We start from the raw sequence: 21,469 nt of genomic DNA, 5'->3' as shown, positions 1-21,469 counted from the left end.
TGTTAGCCCCCGCGCTTATTGCGCGGTGGGTTTTAACAGCGTACTACCGCTGGTTTTATGCTCTTGCAGATAGTGCTGCTGAAAAATACACATGCGGATGGTGTTGCGGTATTCGCCATTAATAAAGAACTCGTGAATTAATTCCCCCTCCACCTGAAAACCCAGTTTGCGGTAGATATGAATTGCTTTCTCATTCTCTTTATCAACGATGAGATAGAGCTTATAGAGGTTTAATACCGTAAAACCATAATCCATCGCCAGCTTAGCCGCTTTTGACGCCAGTCCTTTGCCCTGGAATTCCGGCGAGATAATGATTTGAAACTCCGCGCGGCGGTGCACATGGTTAATTTCAACCAGCTCCACCAAACCGGCATTGGTGCCATTACACTCGACGACAAAACGGCGCTCGCTCTGATCGTGAATGTGTTTGTCGTAAAGATCGGAGAGTTCAACGAAGGCTTCATAGGGCTCTTCGAACCAGTAGCGCATTACGCTGGCGTTGTTGTCGAGCTGGTGGACAAATCGAAGGTCTTCGCGCTCAAGCGGGCGAAGACGAACAGGATAGTCGTCACTCATAAAAATCCTTTCTCTGAGATGAAGGCGGGCGCAGCGCGCCCGACGAGATTACCGAATTTCACGCCCGGTGCGGCGATCCAGACAGCGCAGGGTATTGGGTTCCCAGTATGCATTCAGGTTGCTGCTTTTCTGGCAGTTATCGCGCGCATCAAAGGCGACATCATCTTTGTCCCACTCTTTCTCGACGCGTTTATTAACTTTGTGGCGCAGGCTGCGGGTGTCGTTCCACTGCTCTTTTTCCATCGCGGCGGATTGACGGGACAGCGCATTGTCGCCCGATTCAATCACCAGACGGTTGGTTTCAGCCAGTGCGGAAGTGGTGTACACAATGGCACCCAGCGTCAGCATTGCGGTCAGGCACAGGCGTTTGCTAAGTGTAGAAGTCATGGCAATGGTCCTTAAGTGAGGAAAAACGTCTCTATTCTAAGCGATCTCCGCCTGCCAGCATACCGGGGCGAAACCGACTGTAAGAGCATTATCAGGTAAGATGGTTCAACCTATTTTCAATAAACGACCTGACTATGCTGAAAACTACGCTGCTCTTTTTTGTCACCGCTCTGTGTGAAATTGTAGGCTGTTTCTTGCCCTGGCTGTGGCTAAAACGCGACGGCTCACCACTGCTACTTATTCCTGCCGCGATCGTACTGGCGCTTTTTGTCTGGCTGCTGACGCTCCACCCGGTCGCCAGCGGGCGCGTCTATGCTGCTTACGGCGGGGTTTACGTCTGCACCGCGCTTCTCTGGCTGCGCGTTGTCGAAGGGGTAAAACTGACCGTTTATGACTGGCTGGGCGCAGGGGTTGCTCTGTGCGGTATGTTGATCATCGTCGCAGGCTGGTCACGTAATTGAGAAGGTAAGTGTTAAAGTTCTGTGATCGAACGCGTAAATTTCGATCGTTATACTTGTATGGTAGTTGCCACATTCCGTAAGTTCCCTTACAACACATTCATTTGATGTAAGGGATTTCCGATGAAAATTGCACCTGTAAAACGCTACGCCAGCCTGGCGGAGTGCCAACGTTTCTCACCGCATCACTGCCCCGATAACGGCCTGATTACGCCGGGCGACGCCTCGCCTGGCGGCCGCCATCGCGGCTTCATCTCAACGCCTGACTCTTATCTTTGCCCAACGCTGAATGGCCTGTCCGGCTCTTTGTGGAACCGGTCATAAAGGATATCTCTATGAAAAGTGTGGTAATTGAACAACCTAATCAGCTGATCCTTGCTGAACGCCCTCTGCCAGAGCCCGCTGCCGGGGAGGTGCGCGTCAACATTAAGCTCGCCGGGATTTGCGGCTCCGACAGCCATATTTATCGCGGGCATAATCCGTTCGCCAGATATCCGCGGGTTATTGGTCATGAATTCTTCGGGCTGATTGATGCCGTTGGCGAAGGCGTCTCACCCTCGCGAATCGGTGAGCGGGTGGCGGTCGATCCGGTGATTAGCTGTGGCCACTGCTACCCCTGTTCGGTCGGTAAACCGAATGTCTGTACCGAACTGGTGGTGCTCGGTGTCCACCGGGATGGTGGCTTTAGCGAATATGCAACGGTTCCGGCACGCAACGCCTGGGTCATTCCCGACACGATTTCCGACGAAGATGCCGTGATGGTTGAGCCCTATACCATCGCCGCGAATGTCACCGGCCAGGTTCAGCCCGGCGAAAATGATGTGGCGCTGATTTACGGCGCAGGGCCGATGGGGCTGACCACATTGCAGGTGTTGAAGGGGGTCTACAACGTTAAGCAGGTCATCGTCGTTGACCGAATCGATGAGCGGCTGGCGATGGCGCAGCGCAGCGGGGCCGATCGGGTGATTAACAACAGCCAGCAAGCGCTGCCCGAGGTGCTGACACAGGCTGGCATCAAACCGACGTTGATTATCGATGCCGCCTGTCATCCGTCGATTTTGCAGGAGGCGATTACGCTGGCATCGCCCGCGGCGCGCATCGTGATAATGGGTTTTTCCAGCGAGCCCAGCACCATTGTCCAGCAGGGCATTACCGGTAAAGAGCTGTCGATTTTCTCCTCCCGTCTCAACGCCAATAAATTCCCGGTGGTTATCGACTGGCTGGCGCGCAGGCTTATCGACCCGGGCAAACTGGTGACGCATAAATTTGCGTATCACCACGTCACAGATGCGATTGAACTGTTTGAAAAAGACCAGCGTCGCTGCTGCAAGGTTTTATTAACGTTCAATTAAATAACAATAAGTGCGTTGCAGGCGTACGCATTCAACACGATTGAGAAGGCGATTATGACTGACGTAAAAGCTGAAAGAACGACCTCGGACCTGGTGAAAGCGGCGGTATCCGGCTGGCTGGGCACCGCCCTTGAATTTATGGATTTCCAGCTCTACTCCCTCGGTGCGGCGCTGGTTTTTCATGAAATTTTCTTCCCGGAGCAGTCCGCTGCGATGGCGCTCATCCTGGCGATGGGAACCTACGGAGCGGGCTATATCGCACGAATTATCGGCGCATTTGTTTTTGGCAAAATGGGCGATCGCATCGGGCGTAAAAAAGTGCTCTTTATCACCATCACCATGATGGGCATCTGTACGACCTTGATTGGCGTATTACCCACCTACGCGCAGATTGGCATATTCGCACCGGTGCTGCTGGTGACGCTGCGCGTCATTCAGGGTTTTGGCGCCGGGGCTGAAATTTCCGGTGCCGGAACCATGCTTGCCGAATATGCGCCGAAGGGAAAGCGCGGCATCATCTCCTCACTGGTGGCGATGGGCACCAACTGCGGTACGCTGAGCGCCACTGCCATCTGGGCGATCATGTTCTTTGCGCTCGATCGTGAAGCGCTGCTGGCCTGGGGCTGGCGCGTTCCCTTTATTGCCAGCGTGGTGGTCATGCTGTTCGCCATCTGGTTACGTCTGAACCTGAAAGAGAGCCCGGTGTTTGAACAGGTACATGAAGGTGAACAGGCACCGGCGAAGATCGCTCCGGAGCAGACTAGCCTGGGTGCGATGTTCAGCAGCAAAACGTTCTGGCTGGCGACGGGGCTGCGTTTTGGTCAGGCGGGTAATTCCGGTCTGATTCAGACTTTCCTCGCAGGCTACCTGGTGCAGACGCTGCTGTTTGAGAAACGCATCCCCACCGATGCGTTAATGATTAGCTCGATTATTGGTTTTATCACCATACCGCTGCTCGGTTGGTTGTCGGACAAAGTGGGTCGCCGTTTGCCCTATATTTGTCTCTGCGTTTCATCGGTGCTGCTTGCCTGGCCAATGATGGCGGTGATTGTCGATAAAAGCTACGCGCCCGGCGTGATTATGCTGTCGATCATCGTTATCCATAATATCGCCGTACTGGGGCTGTTCGCGCTCGAGAATATCACCATGGCGGAGATGTTCGGCTCACGTAACCGTTTTACGCGCATGGCGATCTCAAAAGAGGCGGGTGGTCTGATTGCGGTCGGTTTCGGGCCGGTACTGGCGGGTATCTTCTGTAATATGACCGGTGCGTGGTGGCCAATCGCGGTGATGTTAATGGCTTACTCGGTGATTGGCCTCGTCTCCGCTGTACTAATGCCGGAAGTACGCGACCGTGATTTGAGTATTCTGCAAGACGCCGCTGAACCTCAAAGCCAGAACCAAAGCGCGGCGCAGCCTGTTGCATCTCGCCACTATGTCTGAGTTGAACCAGTTTACTCAGGCCTAAGACACATTTGGTTACCATTCTAGTTGGTGTAGTCAGCAAATCCTGTCGCAAATCATAGTCGGGTTTGCGCTACGCCTTAATCTAGTGAACCACTGTTTCATTTAATAAGACGAGTCTCACCATGGAAAACAGGCTGTTAACGGCGAAAGCCACGTTACCTCAGTACGATCGCAGCACTTTGGTTGCGCGCATTGTGCATCTTGGTTTTGGCGCGTTTCACCGCGCGCATCAGTCGGTCTACACCGATATTCTCGCCGCAGAGCACGGCAGCGACTGGGGCTACTGCGAAGTTAATCTTATCGGCGGCGAGCAGCAGATTGCCGATCTGAAACAGCAGGATAATCTCTACACCGTGGCGGAGATGTCCGCCGATGCGTGGACCGCGCGCGTGGTTGGCGTGGCGAAACGCGCGCTGCATGCGCAGGTGGACGGGCTGGAAACGGTGCTGGATGCCATGTGTGAGCCGCAGGTTGCGATTGTCTCGCTGACCATCACCGAGAAAGGGTACTGCCACTCACCGGCGACCGGGGAACTGATGCTCGATCACCCGCTGATCGTAGCCGATCTGCAAAACCCGCATCAGCCAAAATCCGCCGCCGGGGTGATTGTCGAAGCGCTCTCGCGTCGCAAAGCCGCAGGTTTACCGCCGTTCAGCGTGATGTCCTGCGACAACATGCCGGAAAATGGCCACGTTACGCGCAACGTTGTCTGCGCCTATGCCCGCACGGTGGACGCCGCGCTGGCGCGCTGGATTGAAGAGAACGTCACCTTTCCCTCCACGATGGTCGATCGTATCGTCCCGGCTGTGACGGCGGAAACCCTTGAGAAGATCGAACAGCTTACCGGCGTGCGCGATCCGGCGGGCGTCGCCTGTGAACCGTTCCGTCAGTGGGTGATTGAAGATAACTTTGTCGCAGGCCGCCCGACGTGGGAGAAAGCGGGGGCTGAGCTGGTGAGTGATGTGGTGCCGTTTGAAGAGATGAAGCTGCGCATGCTGAACGGCAGTCACTCCTTCCTCGCCTATCTCGGCTATCTGGCGGGTTATCAGCACATCAACGAATGCATGGAAGATGAACACTACCGCCGCGCAGCACATGCCCTGATGCTGCGCGAACAGGCTCCGACGCTGAAAGTCGAAGGCGTCGATCTGGCGCATTACGCCGATCTGCTGATCGCACGATACAGCAATACCGCGCTGCGCCATCGTACCTGGCAGATTGCCATGGACGGCAGTCAGAAGCTGCCGCAGCGCATGCTCGATTCTGTGCGCTGGCATCTGACGCAGGGCAGTGATTTCTCCCTGCTGGCGTTAGGCATCGCGGGCTGGATGCGCTATGTCGGTGGCGTTGACGAGCAGGGGCAGGCGATTGAGGTGTGCGATCCGCTACTGTCTGTGATTCAGCAGGCAGTTAACAGCAGTGCAGAAGGGGAAGCTCGCGTAGAGGCGTTGCTGGGCATTGAGGCGATCTTTGGCCGTGAGTTGCCGAAAGAGAGAGCGTTTGTCGCGCAGGTGCAAAAGGCGTATCAGATGCTGCTGGCGAAAGGGGCAAAAGCGACGGTCGCGCAATTTGCTGCCGGGCTGTAACTCAACAATGAATGCCGCCGCGGCGGCATTCATATTCATCACGTCTTGCCGATCAGTGCAGGCCGAGGCGGATCAGCTCTACCGGCTCGAATTTGCCTTCACACCCTTCCACTTCCACCGTTTTGTTACGGCGCACTTTTTCAGCGCTTAATCCCTCGGCGTGAATAGCGACAATTTTGCCAGTGCGGCCAGTGCCGTTAATCATCACGCGTGAGCCGGTGGTGATAGGGTTACGGTTACGGTCATAAGTCATCATGATGGTTTCTCCTTGATAATATCCATAAAGCGAACCGGGGCAGAAGATGGCCCCAAAACGGACGCCCTATAAATACGCCACTGAGATGATGAGTTTTTGCTTTTGATCAAGGTCACACTTTTTTCCGGCAAAAAAGGTGACCTGATAAGGGGAAAAGAGGGGGAGTTACTCTTCGCTGAACCAGTCGCGATTCTCCTGGCGAATGGTTTTAACCGATTCGCTGATCTCCTGCAGATGCAGGGTCATGGCATTTTCAACCGCATCGGCGTCGCGTTTTTCCAGCGCTTCGAAAATCGCCTGGTGCTGGCGCAGCAGCATCTCCGGGGGTGAAACGTGATCGAGGCTCATATAGCGTACGCGGTCGATAGTCGCCTTGATGTTTTCAATCGTATCCCACGCCAGCTGGCAGTCTGCAATCAGCGCCAGCTTGTGGTGAAAATCATCATCCAGTTCAAAGAAATCATTCAGCTGCTTACGCTCAATGGCGATCCGCTGCTGGTGGAGATTCTGCTCAAGCTGATAACAGGCGCTGTCATCAATCATCTGCGCGGCGCGGCGTGCCACGGCGCACTCTATCGCCTGGCGGACAAAGCAACCGTTGCGCACTTGTGTAAGCGAGATTTTATTAACGTAGCTTCCGCGCTGAGGGCGGATCTGAATCAAGCCGTTTTCCGCGAGCTTGATAAAAGCTTCACGCACCGGCTGGCGCGAGACGTCAAAACGCACCGACACCTCTTTTTCCGAGAGTGGTGTGCCCGGTGGGATCAGGCAGTGGACAATATCCCGTCGCAGGATGCTGTAGATCTGTTGATTAACGGGCTGCGTAGGATTGAGTTGCGTTTCGGAGGCCATTCGCTCTTACTTTTTAAAGGGTTAACCCGGCTACCATACCATTGTTTCTGCGCACATCCCATACCCGGCCCGCAGGCCGGGCGGGAAGCATCAGCTCTGGCGGTGCACGCTCAGACCGGCGTAGCTCTGGCTGACCGGCATCATCTCAAGTGTGTTGATATTGACATGCTTCGGCAGTGTCGCCACCCACCATACCGCTTCGGTCACATCTTCCGCGCTCAGCGCGGTGGTGTTTTCGTAGGTTTTAGTCGCTTTATCGTCATCGCCTTTAAAGCGCACGTTGGAGAATTCGGTGCCGCCAACCAGACCCGGCTCGATATTGGTGACACGCACTGCGGTACCGCTCAGATCGGTGCGCAGGTTGAGGCTGAACTGGCGCACAAAGGCTTTGCTCGCGCCGTAGACGTTGCCACCCGCGTAAGGCCAGCTACCGGCCGTTGATCCAAGGTTGATAATATGACCGCGATTGCGCTCAACCATGCCTGGCAGCACGGCGCGGGTCATATAGACCAGCCCTTTATTGTTGGTGTCGATCATCGTTTCCCAGTCATCCACACTGGCTTTGTGGGCGGGCTCCATGCCCAGCGCCAGCCCGGCGTTATTGACCAGCACATCAATTTCGCGCCACTGCGCGGGCAGGGCGGCGATAAACTCGTCGATCGCCGCACGGTTACGCACATCCAGCTGCGCGGTGTAGAGATTCTCGCCCAGCTCCTCTTTCAGCTCCTGCAGGCGCTCCTGGCGGCGGCCGGTGGCGATCACGTGGTGGCCATTTTGAATAAAGCGGCGGGTAATGCTCTCGCCAAACCCTGCGGTTGCCCCGGTAACAAGAATAATCATCTCTTTGTTCCTCAACGATTTTTGTGATGTCGTGACATAGCATGCACCGCACAGAGGCGGCAATACAAGTTTTGACTGTTAAAGAGTGTGGCAAAAAATGGTGGCTTGTGCAGGGTCGAGAAAGCATTGCGTCGCGCGCGGCGGATGCCTACTCTGAGGAGACTTACCGCATTCAGGAGCAAACTATGTCGGTCACCAATCCCTTTTTTATTGCCAGCCCGCTGCCGTATCAGGCACCGCCCTTCGATCTTATTGCGCAGGAGCACTATCGCCCGGCCTTTGATGAAGGGATGCGACAAAAACGCGAGCAGATTGCGGCGATCGCGCAAAACAGCGCGCCTGCGGACTTCGATAACACCATCCTGGCGCTGGAGCAGAGCGGTGCCTTGCTCACTTACGTGACCAGCGTCTTTTTTGCCATGACGTCGGCAGACACCAATGATTTCCTCCAGCAACTTGATGAGGCCTTCTCCACGGAATTAGCTGGGCTGGCGAACGACATTTATCTTGATGAACAGCTTTTTGACCGCGTTGAAGCGGTATGGAAAAGCCTGGATACCGCGAACCTCGACGCTGAATCAATGCGCCTGGTTGAAGTGACCTATCAGCGATTTGTGCTGGCGGGCGCGATGCTGGATGAGCAGGATAAAGCGACATTGAAAGCGCTTAATACGGAAGCAGCGTCGCTGATTAGCCACTTCAATCAGCGCCTGCTGGCGGCGGATAAAGCGGGCGGCCTGGTGGTGGACGATGTCCGCCAACTCGACGGCATGAGCGCTGAAGAGATTGAGCATGCCGCCGAAGCGGCGAAGGCAAAAGGGCTGGAAAACCGCTGGCTGTTAACACTGCTTAACACCACTCAGCAACCAGCGCTGGCCGTACTGCGCGATCGTCAGACGCGAGAGAATTTGTTTAAAGCCAGCTGGCTGCGTACCGAGCGCAACGACGCCAACGACACCCGCGCGCTGGTGCTGCGTCTGGCGCAGTTGCGGGCTCAGCAGGCGCATCTGCTCGGCTTTGATGATTTCGCCAGCTGGAAGATTGCCGATCAGATGGCCGGTACGCCGCAGGCAGCGCTGGAATTTATGCGCAATATCGCGCCAGCTGCTCGTGCGCGCGCTGAACGCGAGCTGGCTGATATTCAGCAGGTTATCGATAACCAGCAGGGTGGGTTTACCGCGCAGGCCTGGGACTGGGCCTTCTACGCGGAACAGGTTCGCATGGCGAAATACGATCTCGATGAGACGCAGATTAAACCCTACTTCGCCTTGAACACGGTATTAACGGAAGGGGTCTTCTGGGCGGCAAGCCAGCTGTTCGGCATCCGTTTTCAGGAGCGGTTTGATATCCCCGTTTACCATCCGGATGTTCGTGTATGGGAGATTTTTGATGCTGACGATCGCGGGCTGGCGCTCTTTTATGGCGACTTCTTTGCCCGCGACTCGAAAAGCGGCGGCGCCTGGATGGGTAACTTTATCGAGCAGTCGACGCTTAACGGCACGCAACCGGTTATCTACAACGTCTGCAATTACCAGAAACCGGCCAACGGGCAGCCTGCGCTGCTCTCCTGGGATGAGGTGATTACGACTTTCCACGAGTTTGGCCATACGCTGCACGGCTTGTTTGCCAGCCAGCGCTACGCCAGCCTCTCCGGAACCAACACGCCGCGCGATTTTGTTGAGTTCCCGTCGCAGATCAACGAGCACTGGGCCAGCCAGCCGCAGGTGTTTGCCCATTACGCTCGCCACTACCAAAGCGGCGAGCCGATGCCGGATGCCCTGCGCGACAAGATGCTGCGCGCCACGCAGTTTAATAAAGGTTACGACATGACCGAACTGCTGAGCGCAGCGTTGCTGGATATGAACTGGCATGGGCTGGCAGCGAATGTTGAAGTCAACGATGTGGGAAGCTTTGAGGCGCAGGCTATCGCCAAAGAGAAGCTCGACCTGGCCGCCGTACCGCCGCGCTATCGTAGCAGCTATTTTTCCCATATCTTCGGCGGTGGTTATGCCGCGGGTTATTACGCCTACTTATGGACGCAAATGCTCGCCGATGATGGCTATCAGTGGTTCGTTGAGCAGGGCGGGTTGAGCCGTGAAAACGGGCAGAAATTCCGCGACGCCATTTTGTCGCGCGGCAATAGTACCGATTTAGCGGAACTCTATCGCCAGTGGCGCGGGCACGATCCGCAGATCGAACCGATGCTGAAAAATCGGGGCTTAAGCGAATAAATCTTCGCAGGATGGAAAAAGAGCCGGGCGAGATGCCCGGTTTTTTTATGCTCAAGCGGCCCCGTCGATAGCAGATGCAACTGGAAGCCGTAAATTAAGAGCATTGTTTCAAACCGCACGACTTCATCAGCCACATGTCAGGACGGTTAAATCTTTGTTCCCATGATCCGCGAAACGACAGCTTTCGCCGCATCAAGCTTGGCTTTTCCTGCTTCGGAATGGGTGCCTGATTCGAAAGCTTTGAAGTTACCTTCAATTTTATCAGCGGCTCTTTCAATGAACACTTGCGGCAGCTCAGAGAAGATGGACTGGAAAATGACTTCATAGGCTAAAGCGCGACACTGCAGATCGTTAATCGTTTCTTCGGTTGTCTTCATCATCTCTCCTTAAGAAATGCTTTGATACATCATATCGATTGGTTAAAAAACGTTCTGTCGAGATTACCTGAATAAGTTAACGCCACGCGACGTGTCTAAAACGGACAAGCCATCTCTGAAAACGATTAACGCTAAACGGTACAGCCCACAGCAGTTTTGTGAAAAGGCGCTGAACACTGACCTGTCCGGTTTGACCCTGTCAGCGTTCGTGAACGTTTCCTGTTAACCGTTATCGACCAGAAGACCTTTATTCTTTATCAAAAATTGAAATCGCGGGATTCTACGTGCTGCGCGATGAAGAGCAGTGAGCGAGCCCGCCCTGCGATAAAGGTTTATGCTTTAAAAACTTACATAACCCGCATGAGCATTGACCGATCTCCCTTCGCTTAATAACGTTAAACATGGTGATGAATCCCCCTACGCGGAGGGGCTACCAGCCACATCTTTTGGGGTGAAAGCGAGTTGTGCGGGCTGGCGCGCACTCACCGGGAGGCACCCGGCATCACCGAAATATCCTTAGCCAGAGACGGGTTATTTAGCCGGTCTCTGGCTTTTTGCCGCCTTTTTATACCCACACAATTGCGAAAGTGTGGTCCACCTCACGTTTCCCGCCGTAGCGTTATCCCTCTCATTAAGCCAAATTATAGGACCTAATTTTTAGCGCTTAACAATCTATGGCATGGTGCAGGCATGATGAGCATGGCTGTGTTAATGTCGAAGGCAATTTAAGCAACTGAGGTAACCGACATGACCAAAAATGTAGTGGTAATTCGCGCCGGTGGTAAGGTTGAGCAGGTGTCCGTGGAAGATAACGCCAAATCGGTCACCTTTAAAAATGAGCAAAGCGCTTTTCTGGAAATCCCGATCGAGCCCTGGGAGCTCGACGGCGAGACCTACTTCGTCGCCCGTTTCTCCGATCTGGTCACCCAGCAGGAGACGGAGCAAGCTATTCGCAAGTTTCATTAAACCCTAACCGCCTGCGGGCGGTTTTTTTCTGCCTGTATGTGGAGGTATCGATGGAAACAGAACGTGAAGTAACAGCCGCTACGCCGACCATCAGCACGCAGGACAGCGCGCTGTCGCATCTGGTCTCCTGCGCAAACCTTGGCGCAAGCATGGTGGTCACGCTGGTGGTTGGCGGTCAGGTTGTGGCAGGTGAACTGGTATCAGGTGAAGAGTATGCGCTGTCAACGGCGCAGGCGATTCGTTCCGTTGCCGGTGATGAGGATATTAAAAATCCTATCGCCGCTTTTTTCGATCAGCTGGCAGAAGATTACCGCGTCGACAACGAGCAAGAGATTCCGCTTAATTACCTGCATATTAAAGATCCCTCATGGATGACAGGTAATGGCGGCTGGACGAGCGTAAAGGGCACAATATTACGGGTGCATATTGCGAAGGTTAGTGGTTTCTCATTAGGCAAAGCAAAAAACGCGTAAACAAAAAAACGGGGCCGGGAAAGAGGCCCCATTTTTAAAAAACGAGTTTCGGCCAGCGCCGTCTTCTGAGTGCAGGAATACAGGTTAACGCAGTAAGTCGCGCGCCACACACTGAGCAAATCGCCCCGTGCGAAGGAAGTTTATCGGAACAATAAGTAGTAAAAGTAAACTTGTGGCTGCTGCAAACCGGGCACGTAAATTTGAGATTGGGGATAACCCCTCCGGTCTGATGAATTGAGAGACCACCCTAACACGGCAACCAGGTTAAAAGGGATATATCCTCTTTATTTTCAAATAAAAATGTCAATTAAGGTCAGGCAATCGTTTCGATGATTTCCCCTGATGAAGAGGTAATGGCAGGCGTCGTTTAGGTTCTGTTGAGGTTGTTACTGATAAAGTGACACCAGCCCGTTAACATTGAAAAATGAGTTAGCGTGTAACAATAAGCACAAATCTATCCATGCAAGCATTGACCGCCATAACCGGCGGTTTTTTTTTGCGCCAGATAAAGCAAAAACGGCTTCTTACACATAATGTAAGAAGCCGTCGCGGTGGGGGATTATCGTCGTTCATCAATCGTCCCATTTATGGCTAAAATAAGCGGCTAAAAAACCTGAAAACAAAATAATGCCCAGAACCGCCATAAATACATGCATATTTCCCATTTTGTACCTCTCCATTTATTTCACTGATTTGCCTCACTTGAAAATTTTATCGCTGCAATGGAGAGATAATAGCCTGCTAAATATCAACAAACGCTTAATAATGTGAATTAATTCACCGCTTCGGTAAATTTTTTCCGGTACGCCGCAGGCGACAGGGCGTGCTGCTGTTGAAAATGGTGGCGCAGCGAGGCGGCGTTAGCGAACCCGCTATGACGGGCGATAAGCTCGATGCTCATCCGCGTTTGCGTCAGCAGTGACTGCGCGCGCAGCAACCGCTCCTGCAATATCCAGCGTGCGGGCGTGGTGCCGGTGGCTTCCTGAAAACGGCGCAGAAAAGTGCGCTCGCTCATGGCCGCGCGCTGCGCCAGCGCGGCGACCGTATGGTTGCCCGCCAGGTGCTGGTGCAGATAATCAAACAGCAGGCCGAGCTGACGGCTTTCACGCGTACGCGCCACCGGGCGGCTCAGATGTTGAGTTTGTGCGCCGTCGCGGTGAGGCTGCACTACCAGCCGTCTGGCGACGCTGTTAGCCGCTTCAATACCAAAATCCTCGCGCACCACGTGCAGACAGAGATCGATGCCCGCCGCGCTGCCCGCCGAGGTCATCACATTTCCCTCGTCATAATAGAGGGCGTCGTCCAGCACGACGATGGCCGGATAGTGTTCACGTAACAGGTCGGTATAGCGCCAGTGCGTAGTCGCTTTGCGCCCGTTGAGTAACCCCGCAGCCGCCAGCACAAACACCCCAGAACAAATTGAGATAATCCGGCAGCCGCGCTGCCATGCTTTTTGTAATGCAATGCACAACGCGGGTGGCACCGGCTGATCGGCACCGCGCCAGCCGGGAATCACCACGGTATTCGCCTCAGCAAGCAGTTCAAGACCGCCTTCCGTCATGATACGAATGCCGCCGGTGGCGCGCAGTTCGCCATCATCAACGGCGGCAACGGCAAAGTCATACCACTTATCGCCCATCTCCGGGCGCGGCAGACCAAACACTTCCACGGCGACGCCAAATTCAAAGGTACAGAGCCCGTCATAGGCGAGGGCGACCACGCGATGGCGATCGGTCGGGTGTCGTAAAGTTGTCATTATCCTGGTGTTATCTGGCAGAGAAGGGCGCATTCAGGGCGCGCTGTTTTGGTTAGATTAGTGTTAACACAACCACGGAGAAAAGACGATGAGCTATGTAACCGATATTCCCGCCGCCTCCCCGGAAGAAGCCGCCAGCCACTTTATGCACCGCCTGAGCGTTGAGACGGACTGCGCGGACGTGCACCACGCCCTGACCCATAATGAGAAAGATTTTGTCTTACTGCACGTGGTCGGCAGCCCGGATGCGTTTGCGCGTCGCCATCTGCCCGGCGCAATCCATCTGCCTCATAACACCATCACGCCGGAGCGAATGGCGGAGTGGCCCGCCGACACGCTGTTTGTCGTCTACTGCGCTGGTCCACACTGCAATGGCGCTGATTTCGCAGCGCTTAAGCTGGCGCGTCTTGGACTGGCGGTAAAGATCATGATCGGCGGCATTACCGGCTGGCAGGATGAAGGTTTTAGCTTCGCCAGCGGGATAGAGCACGCCGCCTGACCTGATATTTTTCACTTTTCTGCCTCGAACGTGAATCTTTTTCATGGCACGTGAAATTTTCTCGTTTGCCGCCGTTGCCCCGGTGTGACATTTTGTTTGGACATTTAGCCGTCCAGAAGTCTAAATATTCAAATAATGAATTATCACGCCGGGCAACCATCTGCCACGGCGCATAAGGAGAGAATTATGCAGCGACATCAGGCCCCGTTCCGTGCAGACGTAGTTGGCAGCTTTTTACGCCCCGACGCCATTAAGCAGGCGCGTCAGCAGTTTGCGCAGGGTGAAATCAGCGCCAATCAGCTGCGTCATGTTGAAAACGAAGAGATTCGTCATGTGGTGGAACAGCAGTGCGCCTGCGGTCTGCACGTGGTGACCGATGGCGAGTTTCGCCGTGCCTGGTGGCATTTTGATTTCTTTGCCGGGCTGGAGGGCGTTGAGCTTTTCGAAGCCGAGCAGGGGATCCAGTTCAATGGCGTGCAGACCAAAGCGCACGGCGTGCGCGTGACGGGCAAAGTCAGTTTTAAAGACCACCCAATGCTGGAAGATTTTCGTTACCTGAAGAGCATCAGCGGCGATGCGCAGCCGAAAATGACTATTCCCAGCCCGAGCGTGCTCCACTTCCGCGGAGGCCGTAAGGTGATCGACGCGACGGTATATCCCGAGCTGGATGCCTATTTTGACGATCTCGCCACCACCTGGCGTGATGCGATCCGCGCGTTTTATGATGCTGGCTGCCGTTATCTGCAACTGGACGATACCGTCTGGGCCTATCTCTGCTCTGACGAGCAGCGTAAACAGATTGTCGCCCGTGGTGACGATCCGGAGGAGCTGGCACGCATTTACGCCCGCGTACTGAACAAGGCGCTGGAGGATAAGCCGGAAGATTTGACCATCGGGTTGCATGTCTGCCGCGGCAATTTCCGCTCGACCTGGATCTCCGAAGGGGGTTACGAGCCGGTGGCGGAAGTGCTGTTCGGCGGCGTGAATGTCGATGCCTTCTTCCTCGAGTACGACAACGATCGTTCCGGCGACTTTGCGCCACTGCGCTTTGTGCGTCCGGGCAAACAGCAGGTGGTTTTGGGTCTGATCACCACTAAAAACGGTGAGCTTGAGAACCCGGAGGGAGTGAAAGCACGTCTTGAGGAAGCGGCGAAGTATGTTGATATCAGCCAGATCTGCCTCAGCCCGCAGTGCGGTTTTGCCTCAACCGAAGAGGGCAATTCCCTGACGCCAGAGCAGCAGTGGGAGAAAGTGCGCCTGGTGACCCGTATCGCCGAGCAGGTGTGGTAACAGGCACCATCCGGCTTTGTCTCCGCTGCATGATTGCCGGATGGCGGCTGCGCCTTATCCGGCCTACAAAAACGGAGCTCGCTGAAACGGCGTAGGCCGGATAAGCGGTACGCGCCATCCGGCAATGGGGTTGGCATTTGTGGAAGGGTTCCGTTCACCATGCGTTCGGGAGTTTCATTAACCTCTTATGCGGTGAACGGGACAAGGGGGGGACCGCTCCCCCCTTGTCAATCCCCGCGGCCCCGCGAGGAAATCGGTGCTGCGCACTGCGCTCACCTCCCGCGTGCCTGACTGCGGCCGGCTCGACTCGACTTACTCGTTCCATTCTGGAACGAGTCCCTGTCTCGGTTCGCCTCTGTCCGCCATCCATGGCGTCCAGACCTTGTCATTCACGCTCCGGTTCGCCGATTTCAGCGGGGACACAACCCCTCGCTTCCATATCGCAGATAAAAGCAACATTGATGGGGCTGTGGGCTCGCTTTTGTAGGCCGGATAAGCGTTAGCGCCATCCGGCATTATTTCAGCGGCTTCGTTACCACAGGCCGAATAAGGCGCAGTTACGATCCGGAATGACGGGCATCACTTTATTGCGTCTGCAACACTCCCCATGGCCGGACGCGCATCCCTTTGAGCATCATCAGCCAGGCGATCACAATGGTGACCATCAGGATGACAAACAGCGACCAGGGCGGCAGCGTGGTGAGGATCACGCCGGTTAACAGCGGGTTCATCGCCGCGCCCAGCCAGCCGAGCGCCTGCGCGGAGAAGTAGGTCGCTTTCATGCCCGGCGGCGCAATGTTATCTATCAACAGATATTCGCCTGGCGCATAGATCACCTCGCCGAGGGTAAACACCGCAGCGGAGAGGCCCCACAGCCATAAATTGTCGCCAGAGAGCATAAAGCCCGCGAGGCCGATAACAAAACTGAGCGTGCCAATCCCCATCAACGGCCGCAGGTTGCCCGGTGTGAGTTTGCGCCCAACGGCATACTGCAAGGTGACGACTATCGCCGCGTTGACCGGCAGAACCACCGCCACCACGCGCTCGGCGAATTCGCTGCTGGCAACCACCATCACATACTGCGACAGGCAGGAAGCAAAAGAGCCGGCAACGAACGAGGCGAGAAAGTTTGAGAGGGTAAACCAGCCCAGCGCTTTATCCTTCAGCAGCACCGACGGAGACCAGGATGCGGCAGGATCGTGGCCCTCTCCAACGGCGATGCGCTGCACATAGAGCTGAATAAATACCAGCGGAAAGGCGGCGCAGAACACGGCCAGCCAGAAGGGCAGATTGATGCTCTGCATCACCAGCAGGGTACCGAGCGGTGGCCCGACGGTCCAGCCGATATTGAGGAAGGTGTAGTTGAGCGAGAAAATTTTCGCTTTCGTCGCCGGCAGCAGCGTATCGGCAAAGTAGGCCTTCAACACCGTTGAAAAGACCGAATAGGCGCAGTTGATCAGAGCGAAAAAGAGCACCACCAGGCCAGCATGGTGGGTCAGCGGAATGGCAGCAAATCCGCCGATAAAGGCGATAATTGCCAGCAACATATAGCGTTTTTTATCGAACTTATCCGCCAGCATGCCAAAGCCAAGGCTGAAGATCACGCCGATTGTCAGGGCGATACTCATCGCATAGCCGACCTGATCGACCGCCATGCCGTACTGGCGATTGAGGTAGATAGTCATAAACGGCAGCGTTGCGCCGCGGCCAATCGTTAACAAAAGTGATGAAAAAAGTAATGCAGCGGTGGAGCGTGTTTGTGTCGAGGTCATTTTCTTACCCGGCATGTTTATTTTCGTTTTTGTGATACCAACAGCAATAACACGCCGAAACTGAGGCGCACAACCGCCAATTTGTCTGTGGGTGCCAAAAACGACCTACCGAATTTAATGATCTATTACTGGACTATTTTTTCAGTTAACGTAAATTTTTTACAAATTTGTAAACAAAAAGGGGCGTAGATGGCGCGTAAAGATGTGCTGCTGGCAATGCTGGTAGTCGTGGCCTGGGGCCTCAATTTTGTGGTGATCAAAGTGGGGCTGCACGCCATGCCGCCGCTGATGCTCGCGGGGTTACGCTTTCTGCTGGTCGCTTTCCCGGCGTTACTGTTTGTTGCCCGCCCAAAAGTGCCGATGCGTCTGCTGCTCGGCTATGGCCTGACCATCAGCTTCGGGCAGTTTGCGTTTCTCTTTTGCGCCATCAAGTTCGGTATGCCCGCAGGATTAGCCTCGCTGGTTCTGCAAGCGCAGGCCTTCTTCACCATCATTCTCGGGGCGGGGATCTTTGGCGAACGGTTGCAAGTCAAACAGCTGGTCGGCATTGCGCTGGCAGTAGTCGGTGTGCTGGTGTTGATTGAGGCGAGCCTCACGGGGCAACATATTCCGCTGCTCGGCTTTATGCTCACGCTGGCGGGGGCCTTTAGCTGGGCCTGCGGCAATATCTTCAATAAAAAAATTATGCAGCACAGTTCGCGCCCGGCGGTGATGTCGCTGGTGGTGTGGAGCGCGCTGATCCCGATTGTGCCGTTTATGGTCTGCTCACTGATTTTTGACGGCCCGGCCCTGATGCTGAAAAGCGTGGTGGCGATCGATACCACGACGCTGCTGTCGCTGGTCTATCTGGCCTTTATCGCCACCATTCTCGGCTACGGAATCTGGGGAACGCTGCTGGGGCGGTATGAAACCTGGCGCGTTGCGCCGTTGTCCCTGCTGGTGCCAGTGGTCGGCATGGCGAGTGCAGCCCTGCTGCTGGATGAGAAATTGTCCGCGATGCAGCTCGCCGGTGCCGTGCTGGTGATGGCCGGGCTCTATATCAATGTGTTTGGTTTTCGTCTGCGCCGGGCGGCACAGGCAAACTGAAAGTAAAAAAAAAGCCCCGCACGGTACGGGGCAAACGGTTAGCTGCGTTGATGGTAATACGCTACGCCTAACTCGTCAGATTTGTCGCTTCCCGCCCCCATATGGTTGAAGTCATACGGCGATGTTTGTTGGGCGGCGGGTATGATCATCGCGTCACGGGCGTTTTGCCCGGTGCTGTGATCAAACTGCTCCGCATAACTCTGGCCACTCAGCAGCACCAAAAATGCCGCTGCGGCACAGGTAATACGTTTCATACTTTCCTCGATACGTCTTTAATTACAGGCGATTAGTTAACAAGCGTGATTTAACGGATAGAGATAGCGGGACTCCGCAGGCATATCCGTGACCCGGAACTTATGTGGCGGCACGTCAAAATAGTTTTTGAACGTGCGGGTCAGGGTCTGTTGCGATTCAAACCCATAACGCTCCGCCAGATACAGGATCGGCTCATTGCTTCCCTTGAGCTTCTGCGCAATTTCCGTCAGCTTGCGGCTGCGAATGTATTGTCCCAGTGAATGACCAGTCTCTTTTTTAAACATCCGTTGCAGGTGCCACTTAGAGTAACCCGAACGCTCTGACACCTTTTCCAGGGAGAGCGGCGACTCCAGGTTATCCTCGATCCAGTCCAAAATGCTATGAATGGTAATAGCGTCAGTGTTGCGTCTGGACATCGTCATACCTCTTTGTTTTTACGGCAAGACTTTCTTAAGCAAATGCTCAAGTGTTGCCACTTCTTCTGCGGTTAAGTTTTTTGTTAATTCCTGATGCAGGTCTTGACCCACTAATTGATGACATTGCTCACAGAGCGTCGCGCCTTCAGGTGTTAATCGCACCAGCACGCCGCGCTTGTCATTAGGATTCGGGCTGCGTTCAATCCAGCCTTTACACACCAGCCTGTCCATCATGCGGGTCAGTGCGCCAAGGTCGACAGAGAGAACTTTTTTCAACTCAACCGGGGTAATACACCCTTCACAGCGGACAGAGCAGAGCACCTTAAACTGGGCTGCGGTGATATCCAACGGCGAAAGATAGTCGTTGAGTAAACGATCTTTTTTTTGGTTAACCATGTGGATCAAGCGGCCTAAAGGAATGATGTCGTTGAATAGATCATTCGTGCTTTTCACAATGGTTGCCCCGGCAAGTAGTTTAATCACGGCAGATATTATTGCTCAGGCAAATATAAGTCAACCAAATGGGTATCGGATGCCACTAATTGCTAAAACTTTTCACGCTTAAGAATGTTTTTAATTTCATCTAGTTGAATTTACGTAACTTTTACCCATTATCAGCATAAGTGAAGGCGCTTTTGCCGCCGCGTTGCGGCTATACTGGCGGGGTTGTTAACCGGGGAGAGGTGAAACGTACCATGATGGAATTGATCAAAGTTATCGGTCTCGGGCTGGTGGTATTGCTGCCGCTGGCAAACCCGCTGACCACCGTGGCGCTGTTCTTAGGCCTGGCGGGGAACATGAACAGCGTCCAGCGAAACCAGCAGGCGCGCATGGCTTCGCTCTATGTCTTTATCATCATGATGGTCGCCTGGTACGCAGGCCAGGTGGTGATGAATACCTTTGGCATCTCGATTCCAGGCCTGCGCATTGCCGGTGGGCTGATTGTGGCGTTTATCGGCTTTCGCATGCTCTTTCCACCGGCGAAAAGTCATGAGTCGCCGGAGACAAAAGCCAAAACGGCGGAGCTGGCGGATGAGCCGGAGACCAATATTGCCTTTGTACCGCTGGCGATGCCGAGCACTGCCGGGCCGGGCACCATTGCGATGATCATCAGTTCGGCGTCGACCGTTCGCCACGGCGCTGATTTTCCCGCCTGGGTGATCGCCGTCGCGCCGCCGCTGGTCTTTGCCGCCGTGGCGCTGATTTTGTGGGTAAGTCTGCGCAGTTCCGGTGCGATTATGCGGCTGGTGGGCAAGGGCGGCATTGAAGCCATCTCGCGGCTGATGGGCTTCCTGCTGGTCTGTATGGGCGTGCAGTTCATTATTAATGGCGTGCTGGAGATTATCTCGACCTATCCGGCGGGCGCCTGATGCGGCAGTTCTCCGGCTTCATTCTCTGTTGCTCTCTGCTGATCGTCGGCTGCCAGCAGCAAAAGCGCGTCGAAGCGCCGCTTGGGCAGAACAGCTTTGCTGCGTATCAACAGCAGACGCGCGATTATGTCGCCGCCCATCGCGCCTTTCAGACGCTGGATAAACCCGCCGAATTGCGGCTCAATACGCCGCAGGAGTGGCGTCCTGCGCAGAAGGCGCGCAAGGGGATTTTGTTGATCCACGGTCTTGGCGATGGGCCGGGATCGTTCGTCGATATCGCCCCTGAGCTTGCCCGCAAAGGGTTTCTGGTGCGCACCGTGCTGCTGGACGGCCACGGCACGCGTCCCGCCGATCTGATTGGTGTCAGCGTTGACCGGTGGCGGCAGGTGGTGAATGAGCAGGCGGCGATTCTGGCGAAAGAGGTCGATTCGCTCTGGCTCGGCGGCTTCTCTACCGGCGGTAACCTGGCGCTGGAATATGCTATGACGCATGACAATGTGCAGGGGCTGCTGCTCTTCTCGCCGGCCTTCAGGCCAAGTACCCGCTACGCTTTTCTGGCACCGACGCTGGCGCTGTTTCGCGACTGGCTGCGCCCGCCGGGGACGCTTTTCCCGCAGCAGATCGCAACCCGCTATCTGCGCGTGCCGACCAACGGTTTTGCCCAGTTCTGGCGAACCAGCGCCAGCGCGCAGAGTTTGCTGGCGCAGAAGCCCTTCAATAAACCGACGCTCGTGGTGTTAACGGAGCATGATTCGGTGCTGGATACGCGCTGGATCCTCGATCAATTCGACCGCGCCTTTACCCATCCCGCCAGCCGCTTAATCTGGTACGGCACGCCGCCGTCCGAATCAGTGACAATGTCACGTTTACGCGTGAAAACCGATATTCTACCGCAGGAGCGCATCAGCCAGTTCTCCCATATGTCGGTGCTCTTTTCACCGGATAATCCGCTCTATGGTCGGCAGGGCAGCGTAAGGCTTTGCGGTAACGGGCAGTCGGAGGCGGCGGCAGAGCGTTGCCTGAAGGGTGACGAGGTGTGGTATTCCGACTGGGGATTAGTGACGCCGGGGAAAATTCACGCCCGGTTGACGTGGAACCCGTGGTTTGCATGGCAAAATTCGGTGATGCACGACGTTATCACCGCAGCGCCCTGATGGCTTCACAGTAGCCGATGAAACCGAGTAGGCCGGATAAGCGTAGCGCC

Annotated in this window: 25 protein-coding genes; 13 read left to right on the top strand and 12 right to left on the bottom strand. The window is 55.0% G+C overall.

Going from position 1 to position 21,469, the window contains the following annotated elements; all coding sequences use genetic code 11:
* Positions 1 to 15: 15 nt before the first annotated feature.
* Together speG and EH164_RS12165 are read right to left on the bottom strand one after the other, a co-directional pair.
* Positions 16 to 576: a spermidine N1-acetyltransferase gene (speG, locus tag EH164_RS12170; protein WP_023481559.1), complete on the bottom strand. Its 561-nt coding sequence runs from the start codon at positions 574 to 576 to the stop codon at positions 16 to 18.
* Between the two features lie 48 nt (positions 577 to 624).
* Positions 625 to 963: a DUF1283 family protein gene (locus tag EH164_RS12165; RefSeq protein WP_124968409.1), complete on the bottom strand. Its 339-nt coding sequence runs from the start codon at positions 961 to 963 to the stop codon at positions 625 to 627.
* A gap of 134 nt (positions 964 to 1,097) precedes the next feature.
* Here EH164_RS12165 and EH164_RS12160 point away from each other — a divergent pair, with 134 nt between their 5' ends.
* The 5 genes from EH164_RS12160 to EH164_RS12140 all read left to right on the top strand — a co-directional run bounded on the left by EH164_RS12160 (position 1,098) and on the right by EH164_RS12140 (position 5,826).
* A complete protein-coding gene (locus tag EH164_RS12160) occupies positions 1,098 to 1,424 on the top strand; it encodes a YnfA family protein (protein ID WP_124968408.1) in 327 nt (108 codons plus the stop codon).
* A gap of 120 nt (positions 1,425 to 1,544) precedes the next feature.
* Positions 1,545 to 1,745: a hypothetical protein gene (locus EH164_RS12155; protein ID WP_124968407.1), complete on the top strand. Its 201-nt coding sequence runs from the start codon at positions 1,545 to 1,547 to the stop codon at positions 1,743 to 1,745.
* 11 nt (positions 1,746 to 1,756) lie between these two features.
* Complete coding sequence (locus tag EH164_RS12150) at positions 1,757 to 2,773, top strand: Zn-dependent oxidoreductase (protein ID WP_124968406.1); 1,017 nt, start codon at positions 1,757 to 1,759, stop codon at positions 2,771 to 2,773.
* Between the two features lie 54 nt (positions 2,774 to 2,827).
* The gene (locus EH164_RS12145) at positions 2,828 to 4,216 is read left to right on the top strand and encodes an MFS transporter (protein WP_124968405.1); all 1,389 of its coding nucleotides are present in this window, start codon (positions 2,828 to 2,830) and stop codon (positions 4,214 to 4,216) included.
* 146 nt (positions 4,217 to 4,362) lie between these two features.
* Entirely contained in the window at positions 4,363 to 5,826 is a 1,464-nt protein-coding gene (locus tag EH164_RS12140; RefSeq protein WP_124968404.1) for a mannitol dehydrogenase family protein, read from the top strand.
* Between the two features lie 52 nt (positions 5,827 to 5,878).
* On the opposite strand, the gene ydfZ is transcribed toward EH164_RS12140, so the two are convergent.
* From ydfZ to ydfG, 3 genes are all read right to left on the bottom strand, one after another.
* Positions 5,879 to 6,082, bottom strand: a complete 204-nt coding sequence (gene ydfZ, locus EH164_RS12135; protein WP_023481798.1) for a putative selenium delivery protein YdfZ — start codon at positions 6,080 to 6,082, stop codon at positions 5,879 to 5,881.
* 165 nt (positions 6,083 to 6,247) lie between these two features.
* Entirely contained in the window at positions 6,248 to 6,934 is a 687-nt protein-coding gene (locus EH164_RS12130; protein ID WP_124968403.1) for a GntR family transcriptional regulator, read from the bottom strand.
* A gap of 90 nt (positions 6,935 to 7,024) precedes the next feature.
* Positions 7,025 to 7,774, bottom strand: coding sequence for a bifunctional NADP-dependent 3-hydroxy acid dehydrogenase/3-hydroxypropionate dehydrogenase YdfG (gene ydfG, locus EH164_RS12125; RefSeq protein ID WP_124968402.1), 750 nt, complete (start codon positions 7,772 to 7,774; stop codon positions 7,025 to 7,027).
* Positions 7,775 to 7,959: 185 nt separating this feature from the next.
* On the opposite strand from ydfG, the gene dcp reads away from it, so the two are divergent.
* Positions 7,960 to 10,005 (top strand): peptidyl-dipeptidase Dcp, encoded by a 2,046-nt coding sequence (gene dcp / locus EH164_RS12120; RefSeq protein ID WP_124968401.1) that lies wholly within the window; start codon positions 7,960 to 7,962, stop codon positions 10,003 to 10,005.
* A gap of 146 nt (positions 10,006 to 10,151) precedes the next feature.
* On the opposite strand, the gene EH164_RS12115 is transcribed toward dcp, so the two are convergent.
* On the bottom strand, positions 10,152 to 10,385 hold the full coding sequence (locus tag EH164_RS12115) for a hypothetical protein (RefSeq protein ID WP_241174959.1): 234 nt from the start codon (positions 10,383 to 10,385) through the stop codon (positions 10,152 to 10,154).
* Positions 10,386 to 11,129: 744 nt separating this feature from the next.
* On the opposite strand from EH164_RS12115, the gene EH164_RS12110 reads away from it, so the two are divergent.
* Together EH164_RS12110 and EH164_RS12105 are read left to right on the top strand one after the other, a co-directional pair.
* Complete coding sequence (locus EH164_RS12110) at positions 11,130 to 11,348, top strand: hypothetical protein (RefSeq protein WP_023481553.1); 219 nt, start codon at positions 11,130 to 11,132, stop codon at positions 11,346 to 11,348.
* A 50-nt stretch (positions 11,349 to 11,398) separates the two neighbouring features.
* Positions 11,399 to 11,821: a hypothetical protein gene (locus EH164_RS12105; protein ID WP_124968400.1), complete on the top strand. Its 423-nt coding sequence runs from the start codon at positions 11,399 to 11,401 to the stop codon at positions 11,819 to 11,821.
* Between the two features lie 572 nt (positions 11,822 to 12,393).
* Here EH164_RS12105 and mgtS read toward each other — a convergent pair.
* Together mgtS and ftrA are read right to left on the bottom strand one after the other, a co-directional pair.
* Positions 12,394 to 12,486: a protein MgtS gene (mgtS, locus tag EH164_RS12100; protein ID WP_023481773.1), complete on the bottom strand. Its 93-nt coding sequence runs from the start codon at positions 12,484 to 12,486 to the stop codon at positions 12,394 to 12,396.
* A 107-nt stretch (positions 12,487 to 12,593) separates the two neighbouring features.
* The gene (gene ftrA / locus EH164_RS12095) at positions 12,594 to 13,598 is read right to left on the bottom strand and encodes a transcriptional regulator FtrA (RefSeq protein WP_370277275.1); all 1,005 of its coding nucleotides are present in this window, start codon (positions 13,596 to 13,598) and stop codon (positions 12,594 to 12,596) included.
* 67 nt (positions 13,599 to 13,665) lie between these two features.
* Here ftrA and EH164_RS12090 point away from each other — a divergent pair, with 67 nt between their 5' ends.
* Together EH164_RS12090 and EH164_RS12085 are read left to right on the top strand one after the other, a co-directional pair.
* Positions 13,666 to 14,076: a rhodanese-like domain-containing protein gene (locus EH164_RS12090; protein ID WP_023481406.1), complete on the top strand. Its 411-nt coding sequence runs from the start codon at positions 13,666 to 13,668 to the stop codon at positions 14,074 to 14,076.
* A gap of 186 nt (positions 14,077 to 14,262) precedes the next feature.
* On the top strand, positions 14,263 to 15,366 hold the full coding sequence (locus EH164_RS12085; RefSeq protein WP_124968398.1) for a cobalamin-independent methionine synthase II family protein: 1,104 nt from the start codon (positions 14,263 to 14,265) through the stop codon (positions 15,364 to 15,366).
* Between the two features lie 584 nt (positions 15,367 to 15,950).
* Here the strand turns inward: EH164_RS12085 and ydeE are convergent.
* The gene (ydeE, locus tag EH164_RS12080; protein WP_124968397.1) at positions 15,951 to 17,138 is read right to left on the bottom strand and encodes an efflux MFS transporter YdeE; all 1,188 of its coding nucleotides are present in this window, start codon (positions 17,136 to 17,138) and stop codon (positions 15,951 to 15,953) included.
* A gap of 189 nt (positions 17,139 to 17,327) precedes the next feature.
* Here ydeE and eamA point away from each other — a divergent pair, with 189 nt between their 5' ends.
* Positions 17,328 to 18,224 (top strand): O-acetylserine/cysteine exporter, encoded by an 897-nt coding sequence (gene eamA / locus EH164_RS12075; RefSeq protein ID WP_124968396.1) that lies wholly within the window; start codon positions 17,328 to 17,330, stop codon positions 18,222 to 18,224.
* A 38-nt stretch (positions 18,225 to 18,262) separates the two neighbouring features.
* Here the strand turns inward: eamA and marB are convergent, their stop codons facing one another.
* Genes marB through marR form a run of 3 tightly spaced genes read right to left on the bottom strand, consistent with a single transcriptional unit; the run spans position 18,263 to position 19,348 of the window.
* A complete protein-coding gene (marB, locus tag EH164_RS12070) occupies positions 18,263 to 18,478 on the bottom strand; it encodes a multiple antibiotic resistance protein MarB (RefSeq protein ID WP_023478576.1) in 216 nt (71 codons plus the stop codon).
* A gap of 36 nt (positions 18,479 to 18,514) precedes the next feature.
* On the bottom strand, positions 18,515 to 18,895 hold the full coding sequence (gene marA, locus EH164_RS12065; protein WP_023478575.1) for an MDR efflux pump AcrAB transcriptional activator MarA: 381 nt from the start codon (positions 18,893 to 18,895) through the stop codon (positions 18,515 to 18,517).
* Positions 18,896 to 18,913: 18 nt separating this feature from the next.
* Complete coding sequence (marR, locus tag EH164_RS12060) at positions 18,914 to 19,348, bottom strand: multiple antibiotic resistance transcriptional regulator MarR (RefSeq protein WP_023478578.1); 435 nt, start codon at positions 19,346 to 19,348, stop codon at positions 18,914 to 18,916.
* Between the two features lie 242 nt (positions 19,349 to 19,590).
* Here marR and EH164_RS12055 point away from each other — a divergent pair, with 242 nt between their 5' ends.
* Positions 19,591 to 20,265 (top strand): MarC family NAAT transporter, encoded by a 675-nt coding sequence (locus tag EH164_RS12055; RefSeq protein ID WP_042715624.1) that lies wholly within the window; start codon positions 19,591 to 19,593, stop codon positions 20,263 to 20,265.
* Positions 20,265 to 21,419: a carboxylesterase gene (locus tag EH164_RS12050; protein ID WP_124968395.1), complete on the top strand. Its 1,155-nt coding sequence runs from the start codon at positions 20,265 to 20,267 to the stop codon at positions 21,417 to 21,419. The genes EH164_RS12055 and EH164_RS12050 overlap by 1 nt, the downstream gene beginning before the upstream one ends.
* Positions 21,420 to 21,469 lie beyond the last annotated feature (50 nt).

It is taken from the genome of Kosakonia sp. CCTCC M2018092 (genome assembly GCF_003864115.1).
Lineage (GTDB): Bacteria > Pseudomonadota > Gammaproteobacteria > Enterobacterales > Enterobacteriaceae > Kosakonia > Kosakonia cowanii.
Note: the sequence above shows the minus strand (reverse complement) of the source record. Positions and strands in the feature narration are given on the sequence as shown.

Excerpts from the sequence above, each read along its gene's own strand:
- speG (WP_023481559.1), bottom strand. The coding sequence starts at position 576 with ATGAGTGACGACTATCCTGTTCGTCTTCGCCCGCTTGAGCGCGAAGAC.
- EH164_RS12165 (WP_124968409.1), bottom strand. The coding sequence starts at position 963 with ATGACTTCTACACTTAGCAAACGCCTGTGCCTGACCGCAATGCTGACG.
- EH164_RS12160 (WP_124968408.1), top strand. The coding sequence starts at position 1,098 with ATGCTGAAAACTACGCTGCTCTTTTTTGTCACCGCTCTGTGTGAAATT.
- EH164_RS12155 (WP_124968407.1), top strand. The coding sequence starts at position 1,545 with ATGAAAATTGCACCTGTAAAACGCTACGCCAGCCTGGCGGAGTGCCAA.
- EH164_RS12150 (WP_124968406.1), top strand. The coding sequence starts at position 1,757 with ATGAAAAGTGTGGTAATTGAACAACCTAATCAGCTGATCCTTGCTGAA.
- EH164_RS12145 (WP_124968405.1), top strand. The coding sequence starts at position 2,828 with ATGACTGACGTAAAAGCTGAAAGAACGACCTCGGACCTGGTGAAAGCG.
- EH164_RS12140 (WP_124968404.1), top strand. The coding sequence starts at position 4,363 with ATGGAAAACAGGCTGTTAACGGCGAAAGCCACGTTACCTCAGTACGAT.
- ydfZ (WP_023481798.1), bottom strand. The coding sequence starts at position 6,082 with ATGATGACTTATGACCGTAACCGTAACCCTATCACCACCGGCTCACGC.
- EH164_RS12130 (WP_124968403.1), bottom strand. The coding sequence starts at position 6,934 with ATGGCCTCCGAAACGCAACTCAATCCTACGCAGCCCGTTAATCAACAG.
- ydfG (WP_124968402.1), bottom strand. The coding sequence starts at position 7,774 with ATGATTATTCTTGTTACCGGGGCAACCGCAGGGTTTGGCGAGAGCATT.
- dcp (WP_124968401.1), top strand. The coding sequence starts at position 7,960 with ATGTCGGTCACCAATCCCTTTTTTATTGCCAGCCCGCTGCCGTATCAG.
- EH164_RS12115 (WP_241174959.1), bottom strand. The coding sequence starts at position 10,385 with ATGATGAAGACAACCGAAGAAACGATTAACGATCTGCAGTGTCGCGCT.
- EH164_RS12110 (WP_023481553.1), top strand. The coding sequence starts at position 11,130 with ATGACCAAAAATGTAGTGGTAATTCGCGCCGGTGGTAAGGTTGAGCAG.
- EH164_RS12105 (WP_124968400.1), top strand. The coding sequence starts at position 11,399 with ATGGAAACAGAACGTGAAGTAACAGCCGCTACGCCGACCATCAGCACG.
- mgtS (WP_023481773.1), bottom strand. The coding sequence starts at position 12,486 with ATGGGAAATATGCATGTATTTATGGCGGTTCTGGGCATTATTTTGTTT.
- EH164_RS12090 (WP_023481406.1), top strand. The coding sequence starts at position 13,666 with ATGAGCTATGTAACCGATATTCCCGCCGCCTCCCCGGAAGAAGCCGCC.
- EH164_RS12085 (WP_124968398.1), top strand. The coding sequence starts at position 14,263 with ATGCAGCGACATCAGGCCCCGTTCCGTGCAGACGTAGTTGGCAGCTTT.
- ydeE (WP_124968397.1), bottom strand. The coding sequence starts at position 17,138 with ATGACCTCGACACAAACACGCTCCACCGCTGCATTACTTTTTTCATCA.
- eamA (WP_124968396.1), top strand. The coding sequence starts at position 17,328 with ATGGCGCGTAAAGATGTGCTGCTGGCAATGCTGGTAGTCGTGGCCTGG.
- marB (WP_023478576.1), bottom strand. The coding sequence starts at position 18,478 with ATGAAACGTATTACCTGTGCCGCAGCGGCATTTTTGGTGCTGCTGAGT.
- marA (WP_023478575.1), bottom strand. The coding sequence starts at position 18,895 with ATGTCCAGACGCAACACTGACGCTATTACCATTCATAGCATTTTGGAC.
- EH164_RS12055 (WP_042715624.1), top strand. The coding sequence starts at position 19,591 with ATGATGGAATTGATCAAAGTTATCGGTCTCGGGCTGGTGGTATTGCTG.
- EH164_RS12050 (WP_124968395.1), top strand. The coding sequence starts at position 20,265 with ATGCGGCAGTTCTCCGGCTTCATTCTCTGTTGCTCTCTGCTGATCGTC.